Genomic DNA, 23,413 nt, shown 5'->3' on the forward strand with positions numbered 1-23,413 from the left:
AAATCTTAATAACAGCAAAAACTCAAGCTAAATCCTGGTAATACATTTTCACCCGATAATTGTATGGGTAGATTTCGCACTTCTACATCTTGTTTTTGGCGATAAATTTCCACTTGCTGCTGTTGGGGGTTAATTAACCATGCCAGTTGCACCCCTGCATCCATATATTCTTGCATTTTGGAACGTAGCATTTCCAAATCATCTGTTGCTGACCTTAATTCAATGACAAAATCAGGTGCAATAGGGGGAAATTTGCGTTTTTGTTCAGGTGTAAGTACTTCCCAACGTTCTCGTTGAATCCAAGCGGCATCTGGGGAACGATCAGCACCATTGGGTAACTTAAATATAGTAGAAGAACTGAAGGTAAAACCCAGTCCAGTTTGCCGATTCCAGATTCCCAGATCAATAATTAAATCTGCTTCTCGATTGCCGCTTTCTCCTCCAACGGGGGACATGATGATTAATTCTCCCTTGGCAGTGCGTTCAAATTTCAATTCGCGGTTATTTTGACATAAGTGATAAAATTGTTCGTCACTCAGGTTAACGGTGTCTAGTTTTAATGTCAAAGGACTCATAACCTAGACCTAGATTAAATAGTTGCACAAATTATATAACAATCCAGTTCAGATAAGCCCAAAACACTTGTAGAGACGGCGATTCATCGCGTCTCGAAAACCCAAAATTGTTGCCAGTAGACCTTAACTGAACCGTATTGGTTTATAAACAAATTAGAGATTCTGGAAAGGGAATAAGGGAATAAACGATGCGACTGTCACAAATGTTATTCGTTACACTCCGGGATGATCCAGCTGATGCTGAGATTCCCAGTCATAAATTATTACTCCGTGCAGGTTACATTCGTCGCATCGGTAGTGGTATCTATGCTTATCTACCGCTAATGTGGCGGGTACTGCAAAAAGTTTCCCAAATTGTGCGGGAAGAAATGAACGCTACAGGCGCACAAGAATGTCTTCTACCACAATTGCAACCTGCTGATTTATGGAAGGAATCGGGACGCTGGGACACTTACACCAAAGCTGAGGGGATTATGTTTTCCCTAATTGACCGCCGTGAGCAACAATTAGGATTAGGCCCAACTCATGAGGAAGTCATCACAGCGATCGCTCGTGATATGATTCGCTCTTATCGGCAGTTACCACTACATCTCTACCAAATTCAAACCAAGTTCCGCGATGAAATTCGCCCCCGCTTTGGTTTAATGCGCGGACGCGAGTTTATCATGAAGGATGGCTACTCATTCCATACCGATGAAGCCAGCCTCAAAGAAACTTACCAGGATATGTATAAAGCGTATAGCAATATGTTGCGGCGTTCTGGTTTAGCTTTTCGGGCAGTAGAAGCTGATTCTGGTGCAATTGGTGGTTCTGGTTCCACAGAATTTATGATTTTGGCGGAAGCTGGTGAAGACGAAGTTCTCTACACTGAGGATGGTAAATACGCCGCCAACGTAGAAAAGGCTGTTTCTTTACCAATTGATGCCGAAACCTCACGGTTTACAACCTACGAAAAACGCGATACACCTGGAACAGAAACTATTGAAAAGGTCTGTCAACTTCTCAACTGTTCTTCAACTCAATTGGTGAAAAATGTCCTTTATCAGACAGTTTATGATAATGGTATAACAGTGTTAGTTCTGGTGAACATCCGAGGCGATCAGGAAGTTAATGAAGTCAAATTGCAAAATGAATTGACTAAATTAGCTTCTGAGTATGGCGCTAAAACTATTATTAGTTTGAATGTACCAAATGTAGAAGCCCAACAAGCATGGACAGCGAAATCTCTACCTTTAGGCTACATTGCGCCAGATATCGCAGACGAGTATATTACCGCTAATAAACAGATTCATCCTAAATTTTTGCGCTTGGTGGATCAAACAGCCGTTGATTTAAAAAACTTTGTTACAGGCGCGAATGAAGCTGGTTATCACGTAGTTGGTGCTAATTGGGGCGAGCAATTTAAGTTACCAGACCGAGTAGTAGATATTCGTAAGTCAAGACCAGGCGATCGCGCCATCCATAACCCAGAACAAACCTTACAAAGCGCTCGTGGAATTGAAGCCGGTCACATCTTCCAATTAGGCACTAAATATTCCCAAGCGATGGGTGCAACTTATACCAATGAACAGGGCGAAGAAAAGCCGCTATTTATGGGTTGTTTTGGTGTGGGTGTGTCGCGGTTAGCACAAGCTGCCGTAGAGCAATCTTACGATAAAGATGGGATTATTTGGCCAGTTGCGATCGCACCCTATCACGCGATCGTCACAATTCCTAACATTAAGGATGCTCAACAAGTCGAAATCGCCCAAAAACTTTACACAGAACTCAATCAAGCGGGAATTGAAACCCTACTAGATGACCGCGACGAACGAGCGGGAGTAAAATTTAAAGATGCTGACTTGATTGGTATACCTTATAGAATTGTAACCGGGCGGGCGATCGCTAACGGCAAAGTCGAAGTTGTAGAAAGAGCAACCCGCAAATCTCAAGAAATAGTCATTGATGAAGTTACAACTACACTCAAACAGTGGATTACGGAAGCAATAGGGAATAGGGAATAGGGAATAGGGAATAGGGAATAGGGAATAGGGCATTGGGAATAGGGCATTGGGCATTGGTTATTAATTCTTCTTCCCCTGCTCCCTCATCTCCCCACTCCCCACTCCCCACTCCCCAAAATTTACATAATTTGGTAGGTGACGGATTAGAAATAAAAATTCTAAAATTGAGTTAGGGACTTGCAAAATTAAGAGGCATAAAGTAAGTCTCCTTTGGGTTGTGGAAACTCTAAACTTATAAGTATCGTCGTTAACCAGGCTGCTCCTCACATAACTACCATATCAGCCCTCAGTCAGAAAGGTTTTGAACATGAAAGACCAACAAGGATCTAATCGTATTTCTTCAGGCGCAATTGCCGCCGTCTCAGCAGTGGTTGTAGCGGTGGGTGGCGGTGTGGCTTGGTTTACCTCCCACTCCAACAATACTCCTACACCGACAAACCCCTCTGGGCGCATCGAACAACCAGCACAGCCATCAACTAGGCAGCCAGTTGCTAATGAGCAAACTGCTAATGTTTATTGGCTAAAATCGAATGACAAAAATGTTGCTTTGGTTCCCCAACCTGTTAAAGTCGCTTCTATACTACCCAACCAGCCTTTAGAAGCAGCTTTCCAAAGTTTGTTAGCAGGGCCACCAGCAGAAGCAGCAGGTTCGACAACTATCCCCAAAGGCACTAAGCTGTTGGGACTAAAGTCAGAAAATGACGAGGTTCACGTTAATTTATCTGAAGATTTTACCAGAGGTGGTGGTAGCACCTCAATGATGGGTCGCGTGGGACAAGTTGTTTATACTGCGACAACTTTAAATTCCAAAGCGAAGGTGTATATTGACGTGAACGGCAAACCCTTAGATGTTTTAGGCGGTGAGGGTGTAGAGTTACAACAACCGCTAACTCGTGAAAGCTTTGACAAAAATTATCAGCTTTAATCATTGGTCATTAGTCATTAGTCACTGATCATTAGTTTTTTACAAATGACAAAGGACAAATGACAACTGACCTAACGTTTGATATTTAACACACGAAAATTACGGGCTTGCTCCTCTAACCTTGTGGCAAGGCGATCGCAAACCCGATTACACAAATCAAAAATCATTTCATCTTCCACCCGGTAATAGGCGCAAGTTCCTTCACTGCGGCGGCTAAGGATACCTGCTTGCCACATTACCTTCAGGTGTTTTGACACATTTGCCTGAGAAGTCTTTGTTGCCTCTACCAACTCTTGCACGCATTTTTCTTCATCCCGTAATAAGTGGAGCAGCCGCAAGCGCATCGGCTCACTTAACAGGCTGAAGTATTCAGCTATTTGTTGCACCACTTCTGGCGGTAAAGGCAACGTTTGTTTCATCAGGATTAACCCGCAAGGACTGAAGTTTTAACAATTACTCACTTCATATATAGATTAATACTTAATCGGGGTTAATTCGCATCAAAGGTTGACCATATTCTACAGCGTCGCCATTTTGGAGAAGAATTTCCATTACCTGTCCAGAGACTTCGGCTTCGATTTCATTCATCAGCTTCATGGCCTCAATGATACAGACTGTTTGACCCTTGCGGATGCGATCGCCAACTTCCACAAATGCCGCTTCCCCAGGTGCAGGAGCGCGATAAAACGTTCCCACCATTGGGGAAGGCACTTCTACTAGTCTCTGATCGATGGTTGAGGGAGGATTTACTGATACCTGCAATTGTGTGCTACTACCAGTATTCTCAAACATACGAGATGTGGACACCTCCGTTACCTGACTCGTGTTCATCTGGTTTACCCCAGATGAACCCGATGTCAAGCCCGAACCTACCACACCGCCGAAGGTCGGTTGACCTACCGACAACATCTGATTGCTGAAGCTCACAGCCTTACGGACTGTTAGTTCAAAATCATCGCTTTTAAGCGTGACTTCTGCAATATCTGTTTGTGCGATAGTTGCCAATAGTTGGCGGATTTCATTAAAGTCCAATGGCACAGTTTTTATTACCTCGACCTATCCGTAAATTAGCATCTTAAGTGTGGCAGGGATTTAATCCTTATGTAGGGATTTCAATCGGGAACAAGCATCTCCGTAGAGATGAAAGTTATTCCCTGCTGATATACTTATCTTCTTGGGTATCAACTTTGATGCGTTCTCCTTGAGAAATAAACAAGGGAACCATCACAATTGCACCAGTTTCTAGAGTTGCGGGTTTTGAGCCACCAGTGGCAGTGTCACCTTTTAAACCTGGATCTGTTTGGATAATTTCCAGAACCACAGATTTAGGCAATTCTACACCTAGCACCTGTTCACCCCATTTAATAACTTCAGCCTCCATACCTTCCTTCAGGTATTTGACGCGATCGCCAATTTGTGCCTTGGTTAATCTGCCTTCTTCGTAGGTTTCCATATCCATAAATACGAAGTCATCGCCCTCTTTATAGGTATGCTGCATCGTACTTTTTTCTAGGGTGGCTTGGGGCAGACTTTCCCCGGCTCGGAATGTTTTTTCCATCACGTTCCCAGTCTGGACATTTTTTAACTTAGTTCGGACAAAGGCAGAGCCTTTACCTGGCTTGACGTGTAGGAATTCAAGCACTCGCCATACAGACCCATCTAATACAATCGAAACACCGGGTCGAAAGTCGTTACTGGAGATCATGAAACTTTCAAATTTTGGAAGACAATCGGCATTTATTGTACCCTTCTAGAGTCGTCATTGGGCATTTGTCATTAGTTAGTTGTCATTTGTTCCCCTGCCCTAGACCTCTGATCCTACTCAGCCCTTAACGTGGGAAGATTATTTATGGGTTACGTCCAGTCAACAAATTAATGCTGCATTTGAGTTATCCCATGCTTAACTTATTAAAATCCTGGCTGAAGAACAGCCTAATGGCAATACTGCTGGTAACAATATTTTTAGGCATAACTACAGCTGGGTGGACTCCCTCCAGTAGCGCCGCGCTGCCAGCCGGCAACGCAATCACCGATGGCAAGGCTTTGTTGCGGTATGCACTCCCGATAGACAACAAACCTGTACGGCAACTACAAGCCAGTTTAGAAGACATCTCAGCCCAACTGCGGGCGAATCGGCGGTGGGGTGCTATTTCCAAAGACATCAGCCAAGCATCCCGTATTCTCGATAAACCCTCCCAAATCTTAACAAGCGTTCCCACAGAACGCCAACCCCAAGCCGAAGCTTGGATTACCGAATTGAAATCTGGGGTGGGTAAATTGCAAGAATTGGCGAACAGCAAAGATAAAGAAAAAATTCTGCAAGATAGAGGCAAACTTCTGAATCTCGTGACTCAGATAGAAGAGTCAATGGTGAAAGAATTCCCTTTTGAAGTGCCTACTGAGTACAGCAACCTGCCACAACTTAAAGGTCATGCCACTGTAGAATTTAAAACTAACAAAGGCGATTTGACCGTTGTCGTGGATGGTTATAGCGCCCCTGTCACTGCTGGTAATTTTGTCGATTTAGTACAGAAGGGTTTTTACAATGGCTTAGAATTTACCCGTTCTGAAGAATCTTACTTTCTGCAAACTGGAGATCCTGCGGGGAAAGATGTGGGTTACATCGATCCTAAAACGGGCGAATATCGCGCTATTCCCTTAGAAGTCTTAGTTGAGGGTGATAAAGCACCTACTTATGGCATTACTTTAGAAGAAGCTGGTCGTTACATTGATATGCCAGTTCTACCTTTTTCTGCCTTTGGTGCAGTCGTGATGGCTCGTCCTGAAAGTGAAGTAAATGGTGGTTCTTCGCAATTCTTCTTCTTTTTGTTTGACCCAGAACTCACCCCCGCCGGACGCAATCTATTGGATGGTCGTTATGCCGTTTTTGGCTATCTCACCGAAGGCAGAGAAGTTTTGGATAAACTGAAAGCTGGGGACAAAATTGAATCGGCAAAAGTCGTCCAGGGAATAGAAAATCTGGTTGAGCCGCAAGCTGCATAAGAAGGGAGTGGGGGAGATGAGGGAGAATAATTACTAAATCTTGTACAGACGCGATAAATCGCGTCTCTCCTAACTCCCCTGATTTAGATTTCCGGCAGCGAACACTTGATCAACTGCGATCGCTAATTCTGGAAAAGTCCGTGATACAATCTCCTGAGTAGCGGTAAAAACTGTTTCTTCGTAAAATCCATCTTCTAGTAGTAACACCGAAACTTTTGCTTTGAGTGGATCTACAATCCAATATTCAAGAACCTCTAAGGCCGCATATTCAGAACGCTTATGACGATAGTCCCGTTTTACCGACTCTGGACTAACCACCTCGACAATTAGTAACGGCGGTGACTGAAATACTGCTGAGGCATTCAACAATTCTCTGGCTTGCTCCAGTGTCACTACACACAAATCAGTCAGCCTAGATTTATTTCTTCCCGTTCTCACCCCACTTTCTCGAAAACATAGCCAAGGTGAGCTACAACGTTTAATTTCTGCTTCCAAGGCAGTATCCAAAAAACTGACAATCAGAAAATGTTCAATAGTTGGTGGGTTCCTTAGTTCTAGCTTTCCATCCACCAGTTCATAATGGGAACCGTTACCATCATCATAAGTTAAGTACTCCTCAAACGTGATGCTGGTTACTGGTGTTGTTACCATTCCAACTGACTCCTAGACGAAACCCTTGTATTAAACAGTAAAGCAAATCATCAGTTTTCTTAGTAATTTTGCAACACGGAAAACCGATTGTGAATAGTGACTTATCTTCTCAACAAGTAAAAGATATTGGTGAACAAGGTCTTTTAGAAAAATTGCAGCGTTTCTGTCCACCAGAAATTATCGGCGATGATGCAGCAGTCCTTGAGACTGCACCAGAAAAATCCTTGGTGGTGACTACAGATGTGCTGATTGACGGTATACATTTTAGCAACCTCACCACTTCCCCAGAAGATGCTGGTTGGCGGGCTGCTGCTGCCAATTTATCAGATTTAGCCGCAATGGGTGCTTCCCCATTAGGAATTACTGTCGGGTTGGGACTCCCCGGTGAAGTTAGGGTGAGTTGGGTTGAGCGTTTGTACCAAGGAATGACAGAATGCCTGCAAAAATACAATACCTCAATTGTCGGCGGTGATGTGGTGCGATCGCCTGTGACGACTTTAGCAATTACCGCTTTTGGTCAAGTTCACCCTAATCAAATTATCCGCCGTTCTGCTGCTGTAGTGGGAAATGCGATCGTCGTTACAGGCGTTCATGGAGCCTCAAAAGCGGGCTTAGAACTGCTCTTACACCCCGAATTAGGACAAGACCTAAAAGATACAGAACGCACGGCTCTAATCCGCGCCCACCAGCGCCCACAGCCACGATTAGATGTCTTACCAATCCTCTGGAAAATTTTAGCATCCCCATACCCCATGCCCATTGCTGGTATAGATAGCAGCGATGGTTTAGCAGATGCAATCATTCAAATCTGCCGTGCCAGTGGCGTTGGCGCTGTCCTAGAACGCAGAGAAATTTCCATGCCAGCAACTTTTGACAATTGGCTGACAGAAGAGCAAGCGCTAGCTTATGCTCTATATGGTGGTGAAGACTTTGAATTAGTGCTTTGCTTGCCACAAGAGTCAGCATTAGCATTAGTACAATATCTTGGTAAAGGTGCTGCGATCGTAGGCAACATTACACCCGGATCAACAGTACTATTGCACGATGAACAAAAAAAATTCCCTGACCAAATTCTGAGTCTCAGCCAGGGATTTCAACATTTTAGTCAATAGTCCTTTGTCATTTTTCCAATAACCAATGACCAGTCAATACGGTTCGGTTAAGGTTTTTTGATGGAAATTCTAGAGCGTAAAGATGCGATAAATCATCACAAAGACGCGATAAATCGCCGTCTCTACGAAAAAATGATTATTGTAGAGACGGCGATTCATCGCGTCTCTTGCCTTAACCGAACAGTATTGAGTGACCAATAACTAATGACAAATTATTGCCACTTCTCGGCTACCAATTCTGCCAGATCCAAAACTCGTTGGCTGTAACCCCACTCATTGTCATACCACGCCATAACTTTCACTAAGTCATTACCCAACACAAAAGTCAAGTTAGCATCAACAATCGAAGAAGCATCACAACCTTGATAATCGGAAGACACCAATTCTAATTCGCTATAGTCTAGAATGCCTTTAAGTGGGCCTTCAGAAGCATCTTTGAGAGCTTGGTTAACTTCTTCAGTAATAGTACGCTTCTCAACCTGAACTACGAAATCTACCATTGAGACGTTCGGGGTTGGTACGCGCAAGGCAACGCCATTAAGCTTGCCTTTAAGCTCTGGGATAACCAGCGCTACTGCTTTTGCTGCACCAGTGGAGGTGGGTACAATGTTTATCGCTGCTGCTCTCGCCCGTCGCAAATCCCGGTGAGAAGCGTCTAGCAAGCGCTGATCGCCTGTATAGCTGTGGGTGGTGGTCATCGTACCTTTAATGATGCCGAACTTATCGTTCAACACCTTGGCAATAGGTGCCAAGCAATTGGTAGTACAACTAGCGTTACTGATAATATTGTGTATGTTGTGGTCATAATCATGATGATTCACACCAATCACAAAAGTCCCATCCTCGTTTTTACCAGGAGCGGTAATCAGAACTTTCTTAGCTCCAGCATTCACATGCTTCAGCGCTCCTTCTTTGCTAGTAAACACGCCTGTTGCTTCGATAATTAGGTCAATTCCCCAATCTCTCCAGGGCAACTTTTCTGGGTTGCGATCGGATACGCACTTAATGGTCTTACCGTTAATGATTATAGAGTTATCATCGGCACTAATCTCAGCACCTTTGATCTTGCCTAGCATCGAGTCATACTTTAGCAGGTGAGCATTAGTTCTAGGGTCTGACGTGTCATTAATAGCGACAAGTTCGATTTGGCTATTCTCTCTACCCACCCAGCAACGTGCAAAGTTACGTCCAATCCGCCCGAAACCGTTGATTGCAACTCTAATCACAGTGTCTTGCCCTCTGTATTTATGCTTATATTTTGATATCGTTGACCCCAATCATATCGCAAAGGGGGGGGGCACTTATAACGATAAAGTGTTAGATCAATAAAAAAACACATAATTTATTCAGATTTGTTCGAGTAGAAATTGTTGTTAGTGATATATGATCTGACCGTTTCCGGGACTAAATAACGAATTGACTGCCGTTCGCGGCACAATTTGCGAATTAGACTTGACGAAACTCCGACTATTGGTATATTCAAGAGTTGCCAGTGAATGGTACACGACTGCTCCTTCAGTTGTTGCTCCACTTGCTTGCAGATTAATTTGCTTTGAGTTATAGTCTCACCACCTAGCAGTCGGGGTGCGATTAACCAATCACACATTTGTGCTAGTTCGTGTCCACGGTACCAATGAGGTAAGGTTTGGAAAGTATCCAAGCCCACAATCCAGTACCAGTGAGTATTTGGGTAACAAGCAGATAAGTCAATCAGGGTGTTAATGGCATAAGAAGTCCCAGAGCGATTTGCCTCCACTAGTGAGACAGTAAACGCTGGGTTATCTTTTATGGCTAATTGCAGCATTTTGACGCGATGCTCAAACAAAGCTGCTTCTTTGTGAGGCGGATTTAGGGATGGCACCCAAATTACCTTTTCAAGGGATACTTCTTGCATTGCTGTCTCGGCTACGAGCAGGTGTCCCCAATGAATTGGATCAAATGTGCCACCAAAAATTACTAGTTGCTGCATCCAGTTATGCCTGGGTTTTATGCAATTGAAAAATAGTTTCATTGCCAATGTACTATTGTAGTCAATTCATGCCTATACTTGATGCAATTTAAAATCAGTTTCACTAAACAATGTATTATGTAGCCAATTCCAGTAAGGTAGACAAAATATGTATTTGACATTACAAGAATTTCTTTCCCGATGTAGCCAAAATTTTCAGAATAATCTTAACAACAGTTCAGAAATAGTAAAAACCTCCAACCAAGGTAAAATCATTCTGAACACGCAAAACCAGACCAGAAACAACATCTGGGCATTAAACATAAACACGATATAGGAGTAGTTACGGTAAAAATCAAATTCCTGTTATGATACGCGTGTCATTTGTGATTATGGTGTGGTGTGGTGTAAGAGGAGCAATAAATGACTAATTCTGTAGATTTTAGTGGTAGACCATTTCATTTTATTGGCATCGGCGGCATAGGTATGTCTGCTCTGGCATACGTTCTTGCCAAGCGTCAATTTCCAGTATCAGGTTCGGATCTTCGTCCAAATCATATTACGCACAAATTGGAATCTATCGGCGCTCATATTTTTGGTAGACAAGAGGCAAGCAATCTCGAATTCTTTCGCCCTCAAGTATTAAATTCACAAGAACAATTAACTGCTGATACTAAGTCAAAACTACCTCAAGTCATTTGTTCAACAGCAATTAACACTAATAATTTAGAATACAAAGCAGCCCTGGAATTAGGTTGTCCAGTTTTGCATCGTTCAGATGTACTAGCAGCCTTAATTGCCGATTACCACAGTATTGCCGTAGCTGGAACACACGGCAAAACTACAACTAGTAGCATGATTGGCTATATGCTGCTGGAAGCAGGCCTAGACCCAACTATTTTAGTAGGTGGCGAAGTCAATGCTTGGTCTGGTAATGCTCGATTGGGACAAAGCCAATATTTAGTAGCTGAAGCAGATGAATCTGATGGTTCTTTGGTAAAACACGCTCCAGAAATTGGCATTATCACCAATATTGAACTCGATCATCCTGACCATTACGATACATTAGAAGAAGTCATTGACACCTTCCAGACATTTGCTAAAGGTTGTAAAACTTTAATCGGTAGTATTGACTGTGCGACAGTGCGCGATCGCTTGCAACCCACAATCAGCTACAGCTTACACTCAGATACCAACGCTGACTACACCGTTACTAATATTGATTATCGGGCTGATGGCACCACAGCTCTAGTTTGGGAAAGAGGCAAAGCCTTGGGCGTGTTGAAGTTGCGGCTGCTGAGTCGGCACAATCTCAGCAATGCCTTAGCAGCAGTTGCTGTTGGTCGCGTCTTGGGCTTAGAATTTGGAGCGATCGCTAAAGGTATTGCCACCTTTGAAGGAGCAAGACGACGCTTTGAACTCCGGGGTGAAGTTGATGGTATTACCTTCATTGATGACTATGCTCATCATCCTAGCGAGATTCGGGTTACTCTCGCCGCCGCCCGTTTACAAGCAAGACCAGGGCAAAAAGTTGTTGCCATCTTCCAACCCCATCGCTATAGCCGGACACTGACCTTTTTAGAAGAATTTGCCGAATCATTTACCCATGCTGATATGGTTGTGCTGACTGATATTTACAGTGCAGGCGAACCAAATTTAGGGCAAATTACTGGTGAAGATTTAGCGGCAGAAATTGCTAAACACCATTCGCAGGTAGTTTATCAACCAACTTTACCCTCAGTGCGTGAGTACTTATTAAAAACATTACGCCCAGGAGACTTGGCGCTGTTTTTAGGGGCTGGGAATTTGAATCAAGTAATTCCTGAAGTAATTACCGCACTTTGCGAACCAGCTAAAGCCACATCTTAAGTGGAGACTTTGCAAAGGTTTTATTTCTGAGCAAAGCGTCCGTCTAGCAACGGTTCCATCTGTGAATTCTATTACCGTATCTTTGCGGTAAATTAATGTAAAATTTTACCCAATACAAAGTAAAGATGACCATTTCCCAGGCAGTTGGAAACGTCTGCACAGTTTCTGATTTGAATACAAAGAAACATCAAACAACTAATTCGGTGGATAGTGAAGTAATTTATTTACCAAATACAGATTGTGTGATCAAGCCCCAGGCTTGCTTGTCAGCGTTTACTTCCTATAGAGTTGGGGGAGCAGCTGATTTATACGTTGCTCCCCGAAATTTAGAAGCACTGCAAGCCAGTCTTAAATACGCAAAAGAACGCGATTTAAAGGTGACAACACTGGGAGCAGGTTCTAACCTCCTAGTCAGCGATCGCGGGATATCAGGCTTAGTCATTGCGACTCGTCATCTCCGCTTCAGCAACTTTGACCCCCAAACCGGTCAATTAACCGTTGCTGCCGGAGAATCAATTCCTAGCTTGGCATTGGCGGCAGCAGAATTAGGATGGGAAGGATTGGAGTGGGCTGTTGGCATCCCTGGAACAGCCGGTGGTGCTGTGGTGATGAATGCAGGGGCACATAATAGCTGTATCGCAGATATGTTAGTTAGTGCCGAGGTACTTTCACCTGATGGGACACTAGAGACTCTTACCCCGGAACAATTAGGTTATAGCTATCGGACTTCATTATTGCAAGGTGGCGAGTCTCCTTCGGAGAGGCTTCGCCAACGCATAGTCACCCAAGCTACCTTACAACTCGCGCCAGGTGCAGATCCGGCAAAAGTTGTGGCAATCACCAAAGAACACAAGAAACATAGGTTAAACACCCAACCATACAACTTTCCCAGTTGTGGAAGTGTGTTTCGCAATCCCAAACCTTATAGCGCTGGCTGGTTAATTGAAGAAACTGGACTCAAAGGCTACCAGATTGGCGGAGCGCAAGTAGCACTACTCCATGCTAATTTTATCGTTAATCGAGGTGGAGCAAAAGCTAGTGACATCTTCTGTCTCATTCGCCACATTCAACATCAGGTACAAGAACGTTGGTCTATTAATTTAGAGCCAGAAGTCAAAATGCTCGGAGAGTTTCAAGGTGCTTGTGGATAGGGAATGGGGAATGGGGAATGGGGAATGGGGGAGATGAGGGAGATGAGGAAGAAAAATTAATAACCAATGCCCAATGCCCAATGCCCAATGCCCAATTCCAGAATGCATTAATTATTGGTAAAAAAAGGGGCAAATTACTTACCGCATCTATAATTGAATTTGATTTGTTATTCAACGCACACGCGTATAAATAATTATGACAGGTAAAGGACAAGGATTCGGCTTTGGCTTAGGAAAAATGAAGGAACTGGCCGAAGCTTTTAAGAAAGCACAGCAAGTTCAAGAGGGCGCAAAACGACTCCAAGAAGAATTGGAGCAAATGGAGATTCTAGGAGAATCTGGCGGTGGTCTGGTGAAGGTAATTGTCAGTGGAAACCAAGAACCCAAGCGGGTAGAAATTTCCCCAGATGCTCTAGGGGAAGGTGCAGAAGTACTTTCCGATCTCGTAACTGTGGCAATGAAAGAAGCCTACAACAAGTCCACAGCAACAATGCGGGAACGCATGGAAGAATTAACCAGTGGGTTGGAGTTACCTGGATTTTAGTCATTGGTCATTAGTCATTGGTCATTGGTCGTTAGACAAAGGACAAATGACTATTGACAAAGGACAAAAAATATCTATGCCTTACAAGTTGCTATTTGTCTGCTTAGGTAACATCTGCCGATCGCCATCGGCAGAAAATATCATGAATCATCTGATTGAGCAGGCTGGCTTGAGTGAAAGCATCATCTGTGATTCTGCTGGTACATCTAGTTATCACGTTGGTAGCCCACCTGACAGACGTATGAGTGCTGCGGCTGCTACAAAGTTGGGAATTAAACTGCGTGGTCATGCACGCCAGTTTCAAAAGTCAGACTTTCAAGACTTTGATTTGATTTTGGCAATGGATCAAGAAAATTATGAGAATATCGTCGCTCTTGATCAAACCAAGCAATATCGGCATAAAGTTCGTTTGATGTGCGAGTTTTGCTCTCGACACACCTTAAAGGAAGTTCCAGATCCTTATTACGGTGGTCAAGATGGATTTAATCAAGTTATTGATTTACTGATTGATGCTTGTGAAGGTCTGCTTACAAAAGTTAGGAGTGAGGAGAGACACGATTAATCGGGTCTGGACAAGGGTTAGGAGTAGAGACGCGATTAATCGCGTCTGTTTTAATTCCTCACTCCTAACTCCTAACTCATAACTCATAACTTTTTCATTCGACTAAACCATGCTTCATGGCAAAACGTACCAATTCGGCTCGGTTGCTGGTTGAGGTTTTTCTTAATAAACTGCTAACGTACTTTTCCACTGTACGAGGACTCAGGTGTAACTGATGACCCATATCGGCATTAGACAGACCATGAGTCAATAACTCTAAGACTTCTTGTTCTCTATGAGTTAGGGATGAGTGCAGATGGGGTTTCTGAATTTGAGTAGACATAGAATTATGGGCATCTGCCGCTTTTGTCGAGGCGGAAATGCCCAAATTATCTTTATGAGAGAAACGATACTCCGATTGAATGATTTGCGATCGCTCCAAAAGATTGCGGATTGCTGCTGCTAACTCTTCTAATTCAAAAGGTTTGGGTAAATATAAATCGCACCCTGACTGGTAGCCCAGAATTCTTTCCTGGGTCTTAGTTCGGGCTGTTAATAAAATTACAGGCAATAATCGAAATATTGGTTGTTGACGCACCCGACGCACCAGTTCGTAGCCATTCATCTGTGGCATGATTATATCCGTGACAATCAAATCAGGATGACACTCATCCACCATAAACAAAGCCTCTTGACCGTCATTAGCCGTGATCACACAGTAGCCAGACAGTTCAAGATAGTCGCTAACAGACAGACGAGTGCCCAAATCATCATCCACTACAAGAATCGTCAAGGGCATGGACAATACACCCCTAGCATTTTTTTACTCAGAAATTTGCTTCTACGCGCTTCATCTGTGAACACTGGTAATAATAGTGTTCTTATGTTTCATACTATGACAGGATTACCAGTTAATAACTGACTTTAGGGTTGATTTATAAAGAAAATCTTAAATCTTTCGGAAGGCTAACGGAATGTAACTTAGCTTTGACACCCTGTGCTTGGGAGGCATAGAGAGCTTTTTAATTTGTAATAACTCATTAATCAGGCAGAGTAAATTCTTCCTATAGATAGTATAAATTAATATTAAGTTAATCAATAAATTAACCAAAATACAAGTAAGTATAAATACTCTTTGTTTTTTTGTTTGTAATGAATCCTTAGTCAATCACTAATGATGATTAGCATCATACCAATTATTTGTAAGACTATACAAAATCAGGCTTGGCCAAACTTAGAGCTTTCTATCTAAATTCAGATGTAATCGGTATCAGGTAACTTAAAATTGACAGAAACTCTTAATTGTGAAATTAAAAAAGCTAAATTAGTGATATACAAGTTCAGCATTTATAGCGGTTCTAAGATACACCCTATAATTCATAAGCCAATCCAAATAATTTTTTAGGTACATTTAAAGCGCACAAAATTATCAATGAGCGACAAGAACGAAGGTTACAAAGTTATTGCTGACAACCGTCAAGCCCGCTATTTGTATGAAATTCTGGAAACTTACGAAGCCGGAATTGAGTTGACAGGAACCGAGGTGAAGTCAATTCGTGCGGGCAAAGTCAATCTCCAAGATGGCTATGCTTTACTTCGCAATGGCGAAGCATGGTTGATCAATATTCATATCTCGCCTTACAACGCTAGTGGACAATATTTTAATCACGAACCACGGCGGACACGCAAGCTATTGTTGCATCGTCAAGAACTCCGCAAGCTAATTGGCAAAGTAGAACAGCAGGGTTTAACTTTAATCCCTTTGAAAATGTATCTCAAACGCGGCTGGGTAAAAGTGAGTATAGCCCTTGGCAAAGGTAAAAAGCTCCACGATAAGCGAGAAGACTTGAAACGACGGCAAGATCAGCGTGATATTCAACGGGCAATGAAAAGTTATTAACGTTTTTATTGTGTCAAGTCAGGAAAAGTTTTTGCTAGTAGCATTGGCAACTACTTGGGATATAGTGGGAATTTCTCAATGCCTCTGCGGTTTGTTGCTACGTGTAGACACAAGTCTTTGGTGAGGCAATTTACGGTTAAGTCTCAGAGCCACTGAGAAACCTCACCCTGGTTTTGCTGTGCAAAACCTGTCCCTCTCCAAAGTATCGGAGAGGGATTAAGGAGAGGACAGGTTAAAAAGTAAAAAGATAATCCCCATAAATAAATCTAGGGGATTTAAAAAGGATGCATAAACAAGTAAAAAGATAAAAGTAAAAAGTAAAAAGAAAGATAAATTCAATATTTCTTTTGCCTTTTTACTTTTTACTTTTGCCTTGTACGGATGCCTTGTTTCACAGCATGTCGTGTCGCACTTCGTGCCGCTACGCTAACGAAACAAATCTTTATTTCCTTTTCCATAAATAAATTCAGGGGCTTCAAACCGATTTTATTCCTCTTTCTTTTTACTTTTTACTTTTTATTTTTGCGTTTTTCGGTGAGGTTTTTCTTTTGTTTTGGGTAATTTGATGACTTGTGTGTACACTGTAGGCGGTTTTTTAAGGAAGACTAAAACCGCAGAAGCACTAAGGGCACAGAGAAATAAGAGTGCTAAACATGTAACTAATATCAACGGTGTAGAAAAACTTAGACTCTTTTTTGATACTATTTAAGATCGGACTCTTGAAATATTGATTGACGTATGAGCAAAGGTACCCTGTTTGATAAAGTTTGGGACTTACACACCGTTGGTACACTTCCCTCCGGGCTGACGCAACTATTTATTGGGCTTCACTTAGTTCATGAAGTCACTAGTCCCCAGGCTTTTGCTATGTTACGCGAGAGGGGACTAAAAGTACTATTTCCAGAGCGTACCGTTGCTACAGTCGATCATATTGTGCCAACTGAAAATCAAGCGCGTCCCTTTGCTGATGGTTTGGCAGAGGAAATGATTCAAGCGCTTGAGCAGAATTGTCGAGAAAATAACATTACCTTTTATAATATTGGTTCTGGTAGTCAGGGTATCGTTCATGTGATTGCTCCAGAACTTGGGCTGACTCAACCAGGAATGACGATCGCTTGTGGAGATAGCCACACTTCGAGTCATGGGGCATTTGGTGCGATCGCATTTGGGATTGGTACTAGTCAAGTTAGGGATGTTCTCGCTGCTCAAACTCTCGCCCTCTCCAAACTGAAAGTAAAAAAAATTGAAGTTAACGGCAGTCTGAACCCAGGAGTTTATGCCAAAGATGTCATCTTGCATATCATCCGCACACTTGGCGTAAAAGGCGGTGTGGGCTATGGTTACGAATTTGCAGGTACGACATTTGAGCAAATGAATATGGAAGAGAGGATGACTGTCTGCAATATGGCGATCGAAGGCGGTGCTAGATGCGGCTATATTAATCCCGATGGAGTCACCTACGATTACCTCAAAGGTAGAGATTTTGCACCCATTGGTGCAGATTGGGATAAAGCAGTGGCTTGGTGGGATTCCATCAAGAGTGATGCTGATGCCCAATATGATGATGTCGTCGTATTCGATGCTGCGGAAATTTCTCCTACTGTTACCTGGGGGATTACTCCCGGTCAAGGTATCGGTATCAACCAGTCAGTGCCTCAGCCGGAAGAACTACCAGAAGAAGACCGATTTATTGCCGAAGAAGCTTACCGATACATGGATTTGTATCCCGGTCAACCCATCAAAGGTACCAAAATAGATGTCTGCTTTATTGGTAGTTGCACCAACGGCAGAATTAGTGATTTACGGGAAGCTGCAAAAATCGCCAAAGGTCGCCATGTTGCAGAGGGAATCAAAGCTTTCGTTGTCCCCGGTTCTGAAAGGGTGAAGCAAGAGGCAGAAGCTGAAGGACTAGATAAAATCTTTCAGGAAGCCGGATTTGAATGGCGTGAACCCGGATGTTCCATGTGCCTAGCCATGAACCCCGATAAACTACAAGGAAGACAAATCAGTGCGTCCTCCTCTAACCGCAACTTTAAGGGAAGACAGGGTTCATCCTCCGGCCGAACATTGTTAATGAGTCCGGCAATGGTCGCCACTGCTGCAATTAAAGGCGAAGTCTCTGATGTACGTGAATTGCTGTAACCCCACTTCGCGGCAGAGAGAAATCTCTTAAACTTTTCTTTCTTTCCTTTGCGTTCTTTGCGGTTCGTTTTCTATATAAAAATTATGGTGAGTGAAGTTAAAACAGTTTCAGGGCGCGGTATACCCTTAGTGGGCAATGATATAGATACCGATCGCATCATTCCCGCGCGATATTTGAAAGCCGTTACCTTTGATGGTTTAGGTGAAGGCGTGTTTATTGATGACCGGACAGCACTTAAAGGTGAACATCCCTTTGACCAACCCCAATATCAAGGGGCGAATATTTTAATAGTAAATAGAAATTTTGGCTGTGGCTCATCACGAGAACACGCACCCCAAGCGATCGCAAAATGGGGAATCCAAGCTTTAATCGGTGAAAGCTTCGCAGAAATCTTTTTCGGTAACTGTGTGGCAATGGGCATACCTTGTCTGACAGCTGATGCTGTTACTGTTAAACAACTGCAAGATTTAGTTGCTGCCAATCCTCAAGTAGATGTGACAGTGAATTTGGAAACTTTGCAAGTTCAAATTGGTGATTACACCGCCCCAGTTGCGATCGGTGAAGGTACTAGAAGCACATTCATTTCTGGAACTTGGGACGCTTGCGGTCAGTTAGTAGCTAACTCTGACCAAGTTCGGGCAACATCTGCAAAATTACCTTATGTGGGTTGGGGCAATTTAGCCGCGACTTAATACCTTTTTGTTCCCTAGCCCTTGCCGGGGAATGCTGATTTCTAGGCTGATGCTGTTGCTGAAAGTAGCTACCTCAACCATAGCGTCTCTGAAGTAACTGGTAGTTGGTTAATAGCTACTATTGCAATTCTAAAAACATTAGGTAAAAAGTATATTCCAGTAGTCCAGTTTTCTAGCTCTAATTGTGCGCCTGCTTGAGTAACTTGTGGCACTTCATTAGCCGTGCCGTATGGAAGTAGCTACAGCGTCGGGCTGTTTGACAACACTGGTCAGCTGCCGACGTTCACGATGGTCTCACGGTTGACCTTGCCTGCATTACCCTTTAGAAAAAATCAAAGTAGGTGATATGCTTTTTATCATTGCCAAGCATAAGTTAGGTAATGACGATCTCTCCAATAGGCGATGTCTATCGACAAGCCGTTGCACGTCTACGCACAAATTATCCGAAAGCACTAAACTTCAAACATCAATACTACCATGCTCAAACTATTGCCTAAATTTGCAATTGGGATTGCAGCAGCTGCTCTCAGCAGTGGCGTAATTGCAACAAGTCTTGCCCAAAATTCTACTGTTAGCTATGACTTTACAATTAATGTCACTAAAGGCTCGTTAGCAGGCAAATCCTTCAATGGCAGCTTCAGCTACGATAATTCGACCTTAAAAGGCATTGGAGTTGAAGAGTTGGGAGTTGCTCAAGGATTAAAGGCTTGTTTTAACTATCTTGGACGTAACTATAGCGAGAGTGATGATCGTGACTATCCTACCTTCCCGAAACTAGTTTTTGAGAATGGCTTAATCAAACAACTAGACTTTTGGTTAGAGCCAAAAAAGCGTGTTGTCTGGTGGAATTTACCTGGATGGGAAGTTAAGTATACCCAGCGTCAAGCTTCTGCACTTACCGCTCTAAATTGCCAAAAACGCTAAAGCGATACCTATGGTGAGCTACACTAACGCATTTTTTTGGTAGTGCCAGCGACACGGATAGCGTAGCGTAAAGCCTGCGGCATAGCTTCGCTTAGAGCGACGCAGGAGCGTCACAGCCCCAAAAAGTAGACATCGCTATCTGTAACATCTGCAATTTAATACTCTCGTTGCATTACTACCGTTACCCTGGAGTTGGCTGAATAACAGCGATGCCTACGGCGGCAAGCTACGCAGCGCTCTAATCTTTAGAGAGAACCAGTATTGAACTCTGTTTAGATAACTTGAGAAAACAATCGCTAATAAATGTTCACTGCGGAAAAGAATTGTGGTTTCTTAATATTGCAATAACAGATGTACCAACATGAAGCCATTGTGGAGAACTCCCATAATCTTAACTGCGATCGCTGCTTGGGCGGAAAACATATTTATCAATTTATATAAACTAAACTGTTCAGTTTGCCCCTGGTTGCAGCTACCTTCACACTACCCCGGGTTGCCTTGTGTGTCGTTACATCCGCCACGGCCCCAACGAATCCCGCCGAATCCGCTGCCAGTGCCGTCGATTTTCTCCATAAAAGTTGTACCCGATATCCGTAGCTTGAGCGTTCCATGTCCCCACGCTTGTCCGCGAACGTCGGCCCACTCCCCATCAATGATATTGCCGTTTCGCGTACCTTTGAACACGTTCGTCCAGGAACGACCGTCGTCACCGCTCATTCCGACCCACCAAATGGTACTGCCGATGGCATGAAGGTGGTATGTGCCCCCATCATTCGCCTTCCAAACTCCGCTAACATACTTCGGCGCGGCACATTGCGCGTGTATGGGCGTTGCGGACGCAGCAAGCAGCACAAGACCTGCCAATGCAATACTTGTTGGAACAAAGTTTTTCATCCGAACCTCCCTGCTGAAATGCACATGTTACGAAGCTCCCTTCCATTGAAGAGAGCGAAAGAATCCCGTTTTAACAACAAAGTACGTTCGAGTACCGCTTATACAAGAACCATACGCCGCCATCATATACTGCCTTTCCCCTGCCCAAATCTTTATTATACAGAAAGTTTCCGTATAATCACCCTTTACGGTAGAATTATATAGAATTTTTCCGACATCAAAACTGCGAGCGCATTAAATGAAAGTAGTAATACATCTAACTACGCAGTTCATATCTGGGATCTTCCAGACGCTAAAGGTTATATGGGTGCTACAGCCTGAATTATTGTGAATTCTTTCATTAAACTATCAAGGCAAGAGTTTGCTTGTCAGCCAGATGCTAAAACAGCAATAGAAAAGCTATCAAAATCCTGGAAATATCACCAAATAAAAGAAATTGAATACATAGAGAAACCAGAATATAAAACAGCAGGTAGACCAAATAAATTGACCCAGCCGAATCAAATAAAATATCAAGTTAAAGGTCAGATAGAAACTTCAGAAGCAGTAATAGAAGCTGAAAAAGTTAAAGCAGGGAGATTTATATTAGCAACAAATGTATTAGAAATTGTCGCTCTCGTCGTAAATACGGAGAGTCTGAAATTTTTTGCGTCATAGCGAAATTGGTAGCTTTTTGGGATGATACTGCATAAATGGTTTGAGATCGCCCCAATATTGAAATAAGAAACTTAACTCTTTGTCTGAACATCATGGTTAATAAGCCGCAGTCCCAATGCTTACAAATTACTATGACCTGACTTAGATAACGAAATTATGACACTTAGCACGAGACAAACATGATATAACCCCACACTACCTACACCTGCTATTCGATTTGACACATATTGGCAAGGTTTTGGATCACACCATAAAAAGGCTAGTTTTTATATGGTTTATTAATTAAAAATCCATAAAAATCAACTTGGAAGCGTGCGCCCATCAGGTCAGAATGTTAAATCGATTACCCATATTGTCTAGCCTTAAGCACTTAGTTCATCGATTCTATATGTACATGACTGTGGATAATTCAATTAGTACAAGAGCAATTCAATGGAAACCTGAACTACATTTACAGCGAAATATTGATTTATATAAAACTCAACACGACCAATTTGCAGCATTATTGAATCAACAAAGTGAGCAAGGCTTAGTTCAATTCTGGCTCGATATGGCGCTAAGTAACTTGCCTTCAAAATATAATTGGGAACCAGAAAACCGTACCCAAAAAGCATGGGAGCATTTAAGTCTGTATTGTGAAGAGAGTTGCTATCGCGCTGCTTCACAAGTATGGAAAGAGAAGCAATCTAAATGTTGGGAAGAATATATTTTTTCCGCAAGGTGCTTAATTTACGATCCCGTAAAATTTCCGAAAATTTTAGCGAAGTATGACCCCAGCATTTCGCCACTTTATGCTTACATAACTGAAGTTTTGCGAAAAACTATTAAAGACGAAGCTGCACTTGCCAAATTTTCTCAATGGCGGTTGTTGTGCAAAAAAAGTAATAAAGAACTCAAAGAAGCATTAATTCGATATGGTATACGTGAACCGGAGGTTTCCAGATTTTTGTTTGCGCGTAAATATTTTAAACAAGTTTATCAATTCAATAAAATCCAAAACCCTGAAACTCGTAGCGGACGACGTTGGATAGAACCAGACAGTAATGACTTTCAAGAATCACAACTATATTACAACGCCGAAAAACTTCTAGCCATAGCACCGCATCAAGTTGCAGTTGGTAAAGATGTGACTGGAGAACAACTACAAAGGTGGATGGAAACTTGCATTACCGCCTTGCGAAATTACCCCCAGTCAATTGTCCCAAGTATTTCCCTGGAAGTAATGGGTGCAGTTAGTTATACAATTGAGTCGGATGGGGGTTTTCACCTGGAAATAGAAGATTCTCCACCTGAGCAAGAAAGGCTTTGTCAGCAAATGGAGGCAGTGTTACAACACGAATTACTGGCGCTTAATGAGGAGCAAAAAGAAATTTTATATCTTTACTATGGATTGGGATGGAATCAAAAACAAATCGCTGCAAAGTTTGCAGTCACCCAAGGAGCGATCGCACGTCGCCTACAAACTATTGAGCGCAGGCTAATTAATGGGGTATATTCATTAAAGCAACCGTCGCAATGGGTCACAGGGTATGTGACAAGGTGGTTGAAGTATAGTTACGAAACTCCTGATTATTCTGATTTAATCCATGCAGCCTTGGTTACAGCCGTCAAATTACTGAAAACTCAATCTCAGAATTTATTGCGACTTCACTACGCAGAAAAACTAGACATTAATACTATTAGCAACCAACTTGATCTTCCTGTAGATATAGTCAACGAATTACTCTATCAAACAAATTATGAATTAGAAACTGCATTACTCAAAGAGCTTGATATAATGATTAAAAAAGTTTTAAGTATCTGGCTAAATAAACAATATAAACATCTCGAAAAATGTAACTTTAAACTACATTTTAAAGATTTGATATTAACATAAGAATT

Annotated in this window: 25 protein-coding genes and 1 pseudogene; 16 read left to right on the plus strand and 10 right to left on the minus strand. The window is 42.6% G+C overall.

The window, feature by feature from the left end:
- Positions 1-5 precede the first annotated feature (5 nt).
- Positions 6-575, minus strand: coding sequence for a Uma2 family endonuclease (locus V7K98_RS22615; RefSeq protein ID WP_335025879.1), 570 nt, complete (start codon positions 573-575; stop codon positions 6-8).
- A gap of 188 nt (positions 576-763) precedes the next feature.
- On the opposite strand from V7K98_RS22615, the gene V7K98_RS22620 reads away from it, so the two are divergent.
- On the plus strand, positions 764-2,578 hold the full coding sequence (locus V7K98_RS22620; RefSeq protein ID WP_335025881.1) for a proline--tRNA ligase: 1,815 nt from the start codon (positions 764-766) through the stop codon (positions 2,576-2,578).
- On the opposite strand, the gene V7K98_RS22625 is transcribed toward V7K98_RS22620, so the two are convergent.
- Positions 2,550-2,687 carry a histidine kinase gene (locus V7K98_RS22625; protein ID WP_335025883.1) on the minus strand — a complete coding sequence of 46 codons (138 nt, stop codon included), beginning with the start codon at positions 2,685-2,687 and terminating at the stop codon, positions 2,550-2,552. The genes V7K98_RS22620 and V7K98_RS22625 overlap by 29 nt on opposite strands.
- 198 nt (positions 2,688-2,885) lie before the next feature.
- Between V7K98_RS22625 and V7K98_RS22630 the strand changes: the two genes are divergently transcribed.
- Positions 2,886-3,503, plus strand: coding sequence for a GerMN domain-containing protein (locus V7K98_RS22630; RefSeq protein WP_335025885.1), 618 nt, complete (start codon positions 2,886-2,888; stop codon positions 3,501-3,503).
- Positions 3,504-3,574: 71 nt separating this feature from the next.
- Here the strand turns inward: V7K98_RS22630 and V7K98_RS22635 are convergent, their stop codons facing one another.
- The 3 genes from V7K98_RS22635 to efp all read right to left on the minus strand — a co-directional run bounded on the left by V7K98_RS22635 (position 3,575) and on the right by efp (position 5,208).
- Complete coding sequence (locus V7K98_RS22635) at positions 3,575-3,922, minus strand: ArsR/SmtB family transcription factor (protein WP_335025887.1); 348 nt, start codon at positions 3,920-3,922, stop codon at positions 3,575-3,577.
- Positions 3,923-3,983: 61 nt separating this feature from the next.
- Entirely contained in the window at positions 3,984-4,541 is a 558-nt protein-coding gene (gene accB, locus V7K98_RS22640) for an acetyl-CoA carboxylase biotin carboxyl carrier protein (RefSeq protein ID WP_335025889.1), read from the minus strand.
- A gap of 109 nt (positions 4,542-4,650) precedes the next feature.
- Positions 4,651-5,208 carry an elongation factor P gene (gene efp / locus V7K98_RS22645; RefSeq protein WP_335025891.1) on the minus strand — a complete coding sequence of 186 codons (558 nt, stop codon included), beginning with the start codon at positions 5,206-5,208 and terminating at the stop codon, positions 4,651-4,653.
- 191 nt (positions 5,209-5,399) lie between these two features.
- Between efp and V7K98_RS22650 the strand changes: the two genes are divergently transcribed.
- Positions 5,400-6,506 carry a peptidylprolyl isomerase gene (locus V7K98_RS22650; RefSeq protein WP_335025893.1) on the plus strand — a complete coding sequence of 369 codons (1,107 nt, stop codon included), beginning with the start codon at positions 5,400-5,402 and terminating at the stop codon, positions 6,504-6,506.
- Between the two features lie 69 nt (positions 6,507-6,575).
- Here the strand turns inward: V7K98_RS22650 and V7K98_RS22655 are convergent, their stop codons facing one another.
- A complete protein-coding gene (locus tag V7K98_RS22655; protein ID WP_335025895.1) occupies positions 6,576-7,157 on the minus strand; it encodes a Uma2 family endonuclease in 582 nt (193 codons plus the stop codon).
- An 89-nt stretch (positions 7,158-7,246) separates the two neighbouring features.
- Between V7K98_RS22655 and thiL the strand changes: the two genes are divergently transcribed.
- Positions 7,247-8,269, plus strand: coding sequence for a thiamine-phosphate kinase (gene thiL, locus V7K98_RS22660; protein WP_335025897.1), 1,023 nt, complete (start codon positions 7,247-7,249; stop codon positions 8,267-8,269).
- Positions 8,270-8,329: 60 nt separating this feature from the next.
- Positions 8,330-8,470 (plus strand): hypothetical protein, encoded by a 141-nt coding sequence (locus V7K98_RS22665; protein ID WP_335025899.1) that lies wholly within the window; start codon positions 8,330-8,332, stop codon positions 8,468-8,470.
- Between the two features lie 11 nt (positions 8,471-8,481).
- Here V7K98_RS22665 and V7K98_RS22670 read toward each other — a convergent pair whose 3' ends face one another.
- Both V7K98_RS22670 and nadD read right to left on the minus strand, forming a co-directional pair.
- Positions 8,482-9,495 carry a type I glyceraldehyde-3-phosphate dehydrogenase gene (locus V7K98_RS22670; protein WP_335025901.1) on the minus strand — a complete coding sequence of 338 codons (1,014 nt, stop codon included), beginning with the start codon at positions 9,493-9,495 and terminating at the stop codon, positions 8,482-8,484.
- A 116-nt stretch (positions 9,496-9,611) separates the two neighbouring features.
- Positions 9,612-10,238 (minus strand): nicotinate (nicotinamide) nucleotide adenylyltransferase, encoded by a 627-nt coding sequence (gene nadD / locus V7K98_RS22675; protein WP_335025903.1) that lies wholly within the window; start codon positions 10,236-10,238, stop codon positions 9,612-9,614.
- A 402-nt stretch (positions 10,239-10,640) separates the two neighbouring features.
- Here nadD and murC point away from each other — a divergent pair, with 402 nt between their 5' ends.
- The 5 genes from murC (at position 10,641) to V7K98_RS22700 (ending at position 14,343) form a co-directional block, all read left to right on the plus strand.
- On the plus strand, positions 10,641-12,086 hold the full coding sequence (murC, locus tag V7K98_RS22680) for a UDP-N-acetylmuramate--L-alanine ligase (protein WP_335025905.1): 1,446 nt from the start codon (positions 10,641-10,643) through the stop codon (positions 12,084-12,086).
- A gap of 125 nt (positions 12,087-12,211) precedes the next feature.
- Entirely contained in the window at positions 12,212-13,237 is a 1,026-nt protein-coding gene (murB, locus tag V7K98_RS22685) for a UDP-N-acetylmuramate dehydrogenase (protein ID WP_335025907.1), read from the plus strand.
- A 17-nt stretch (positions 13,238-13,254) separates the two neighbouring features.
- A complete protein-coding gene (locus tag V7K98_RS22690) occupies positions 13,255-13,431 on the plus strand; it encodes a hypothetical protein (protein ID WP_335025909.1) in 177 nt (58 codons plus the stop codon).
- Between the two features lie 2 nt (positions 13,432-13,433).
- Entirely contained in the window at positions 13,434-13,781 is a 348-nt protein-coding gene (locus V7K98_RS22695) for a YbaB/EbfC family nucleoid-associated protein (protein ID WP_069070420.1), read from the plus strand.
- Positions 13,782-13,857: 76 nt separating this feature from the next.
- Complete coding sequence (locus tag V7K98_RS22700) at positions 13,858-14,343, plus strand: low molecular weight protein-tyrosine-phosphatase (RefSeq protein WP_335026075.1); 486 nt, start codon at positions 13,858-13,860, stop codon at positions 14,341-14,343.
- 94 nt (positions 14,344-14,437) lie between these two features.
- Here the strand turns inward: V7K98_RS22700 and V7K98_RS22705 are convergent, their stop codons facing one another.
- On the minus strand, positions 14,438-15,121 hold the full coding sequence (locus V7K98_RS22705; protein ID WP_335025911.1) for a response regulator transcription factor: 684 nt from the start codon (positions 15,119-15,121) through the stop codon (positions 14,438-14,440).
- 633 nt (positions 15,122-15,754) lie between these two features.
- Here V7K98_RS22705 and smpB point away from each other — a divergent pair.
- From smpB to V7K98_RS22725, 4 genes are all read left to right on the plus strand, one after another.
- Positions 15,755-16,222, plus strand: a complete 468-nt coding sequence (gene smpB / locus V7K98_RS22710) for an SsrA-binding protein SmpB (RefSeq protein WP_012407256.1) — start codon at positions 15,755-15,757, stop codon at positions 16,220-16,222.
- Between the two features lie 738 nt (positions 16,223-16,960).
- Complete coding sequence (leuC, locus tag V7K98_RS22715; protein WP_335025913.1) at positions 16,961-18,364, plus strand: 3-isopropylmalate dehydratase large subunit; 1,404 nt, start codon at positions 16,961-16,963, stop codon at positions 18,362-18,364.
- Positions 18,365-18,448: 84 nt separating this feature from the next.
- Positions 18,449-19,057 carry a 3-isopropylmalate dehydratase small subunit gene (gene leuD, locus V7K98_RS22720; protein WP_335025915.1) on the plus strand — a complete coding sequence of 203 codons (609 nt, stop codon included), beginning with the start codon at positions 18,449-18,451 and terminating at the stop codon, positions 19,055-19,057.
- A 477-nt stretch (positions 19,058-19,534) separates the two neighbouring features.
- On the plus strand, positions 19,535-19,981 hold the full coding sequence (locus tag V7K98_RS22725) for a hypothetical protein (RefSeq protein WP_335025917.1): 447 nt from the start codon (positions 19,535-19,537) through the stop codon (positions 19,979-19,981).
- A gap of 483 nt (positions 19,982-20,464) precedes the next feature.
- Here V7K98_RS22725 and V7K98_RS22730 read toward each other — a convergent pair whose 3' ends face one another.
- A complete protein-coding gene (locus V7K98_RS22730; protein WP_335025919.1) occupies positions 20,465-20,875 on the minus strand; it encodes a hypothetical protein in 411 nt (136 codons plus the stop codon).
- 342 nt (positions 20,876-21,217) lie between these two features.
- Between V7K98_RS22730 and V7K98_RS22735 the strand changes: the two are divergent.
- Together V7K98_RS22735 and V7K98_RS22740 are read left to right on the plus strand one after the other, a co-directional pair.
- Positions 21,218-21,481: pseudogene (locus tag V7K98_RS22735) on the plus strand (IS1634 family transposase); the annotation flags it as partial.
- Positions 21,482-21,863: 382 nt separating this feature from the next.
- Positions 21,864-23,408, plus strand: a complete 1,545-nt coding sequence (locus V7K98_RS22740; RefSeq protein ID WP_335025923.1) for a sigma-70 family RNA polymerase sigma factor — start codon at positions 21,864-21,866, stop codon at positions 23,406-23,408.
- The last annotated feature ends 5 nt before the right edge of the window (positions 23,409-23,413 follow it).

The sequence above is a fragment of the Nostoc sp. genome, from assembly GCF_036917435.1.
Lineage (GTDB): Bacteria > Cyanobacteriota > Cyanobacteriia > Cyanobacteriales > Nostocaceae > Nostoc.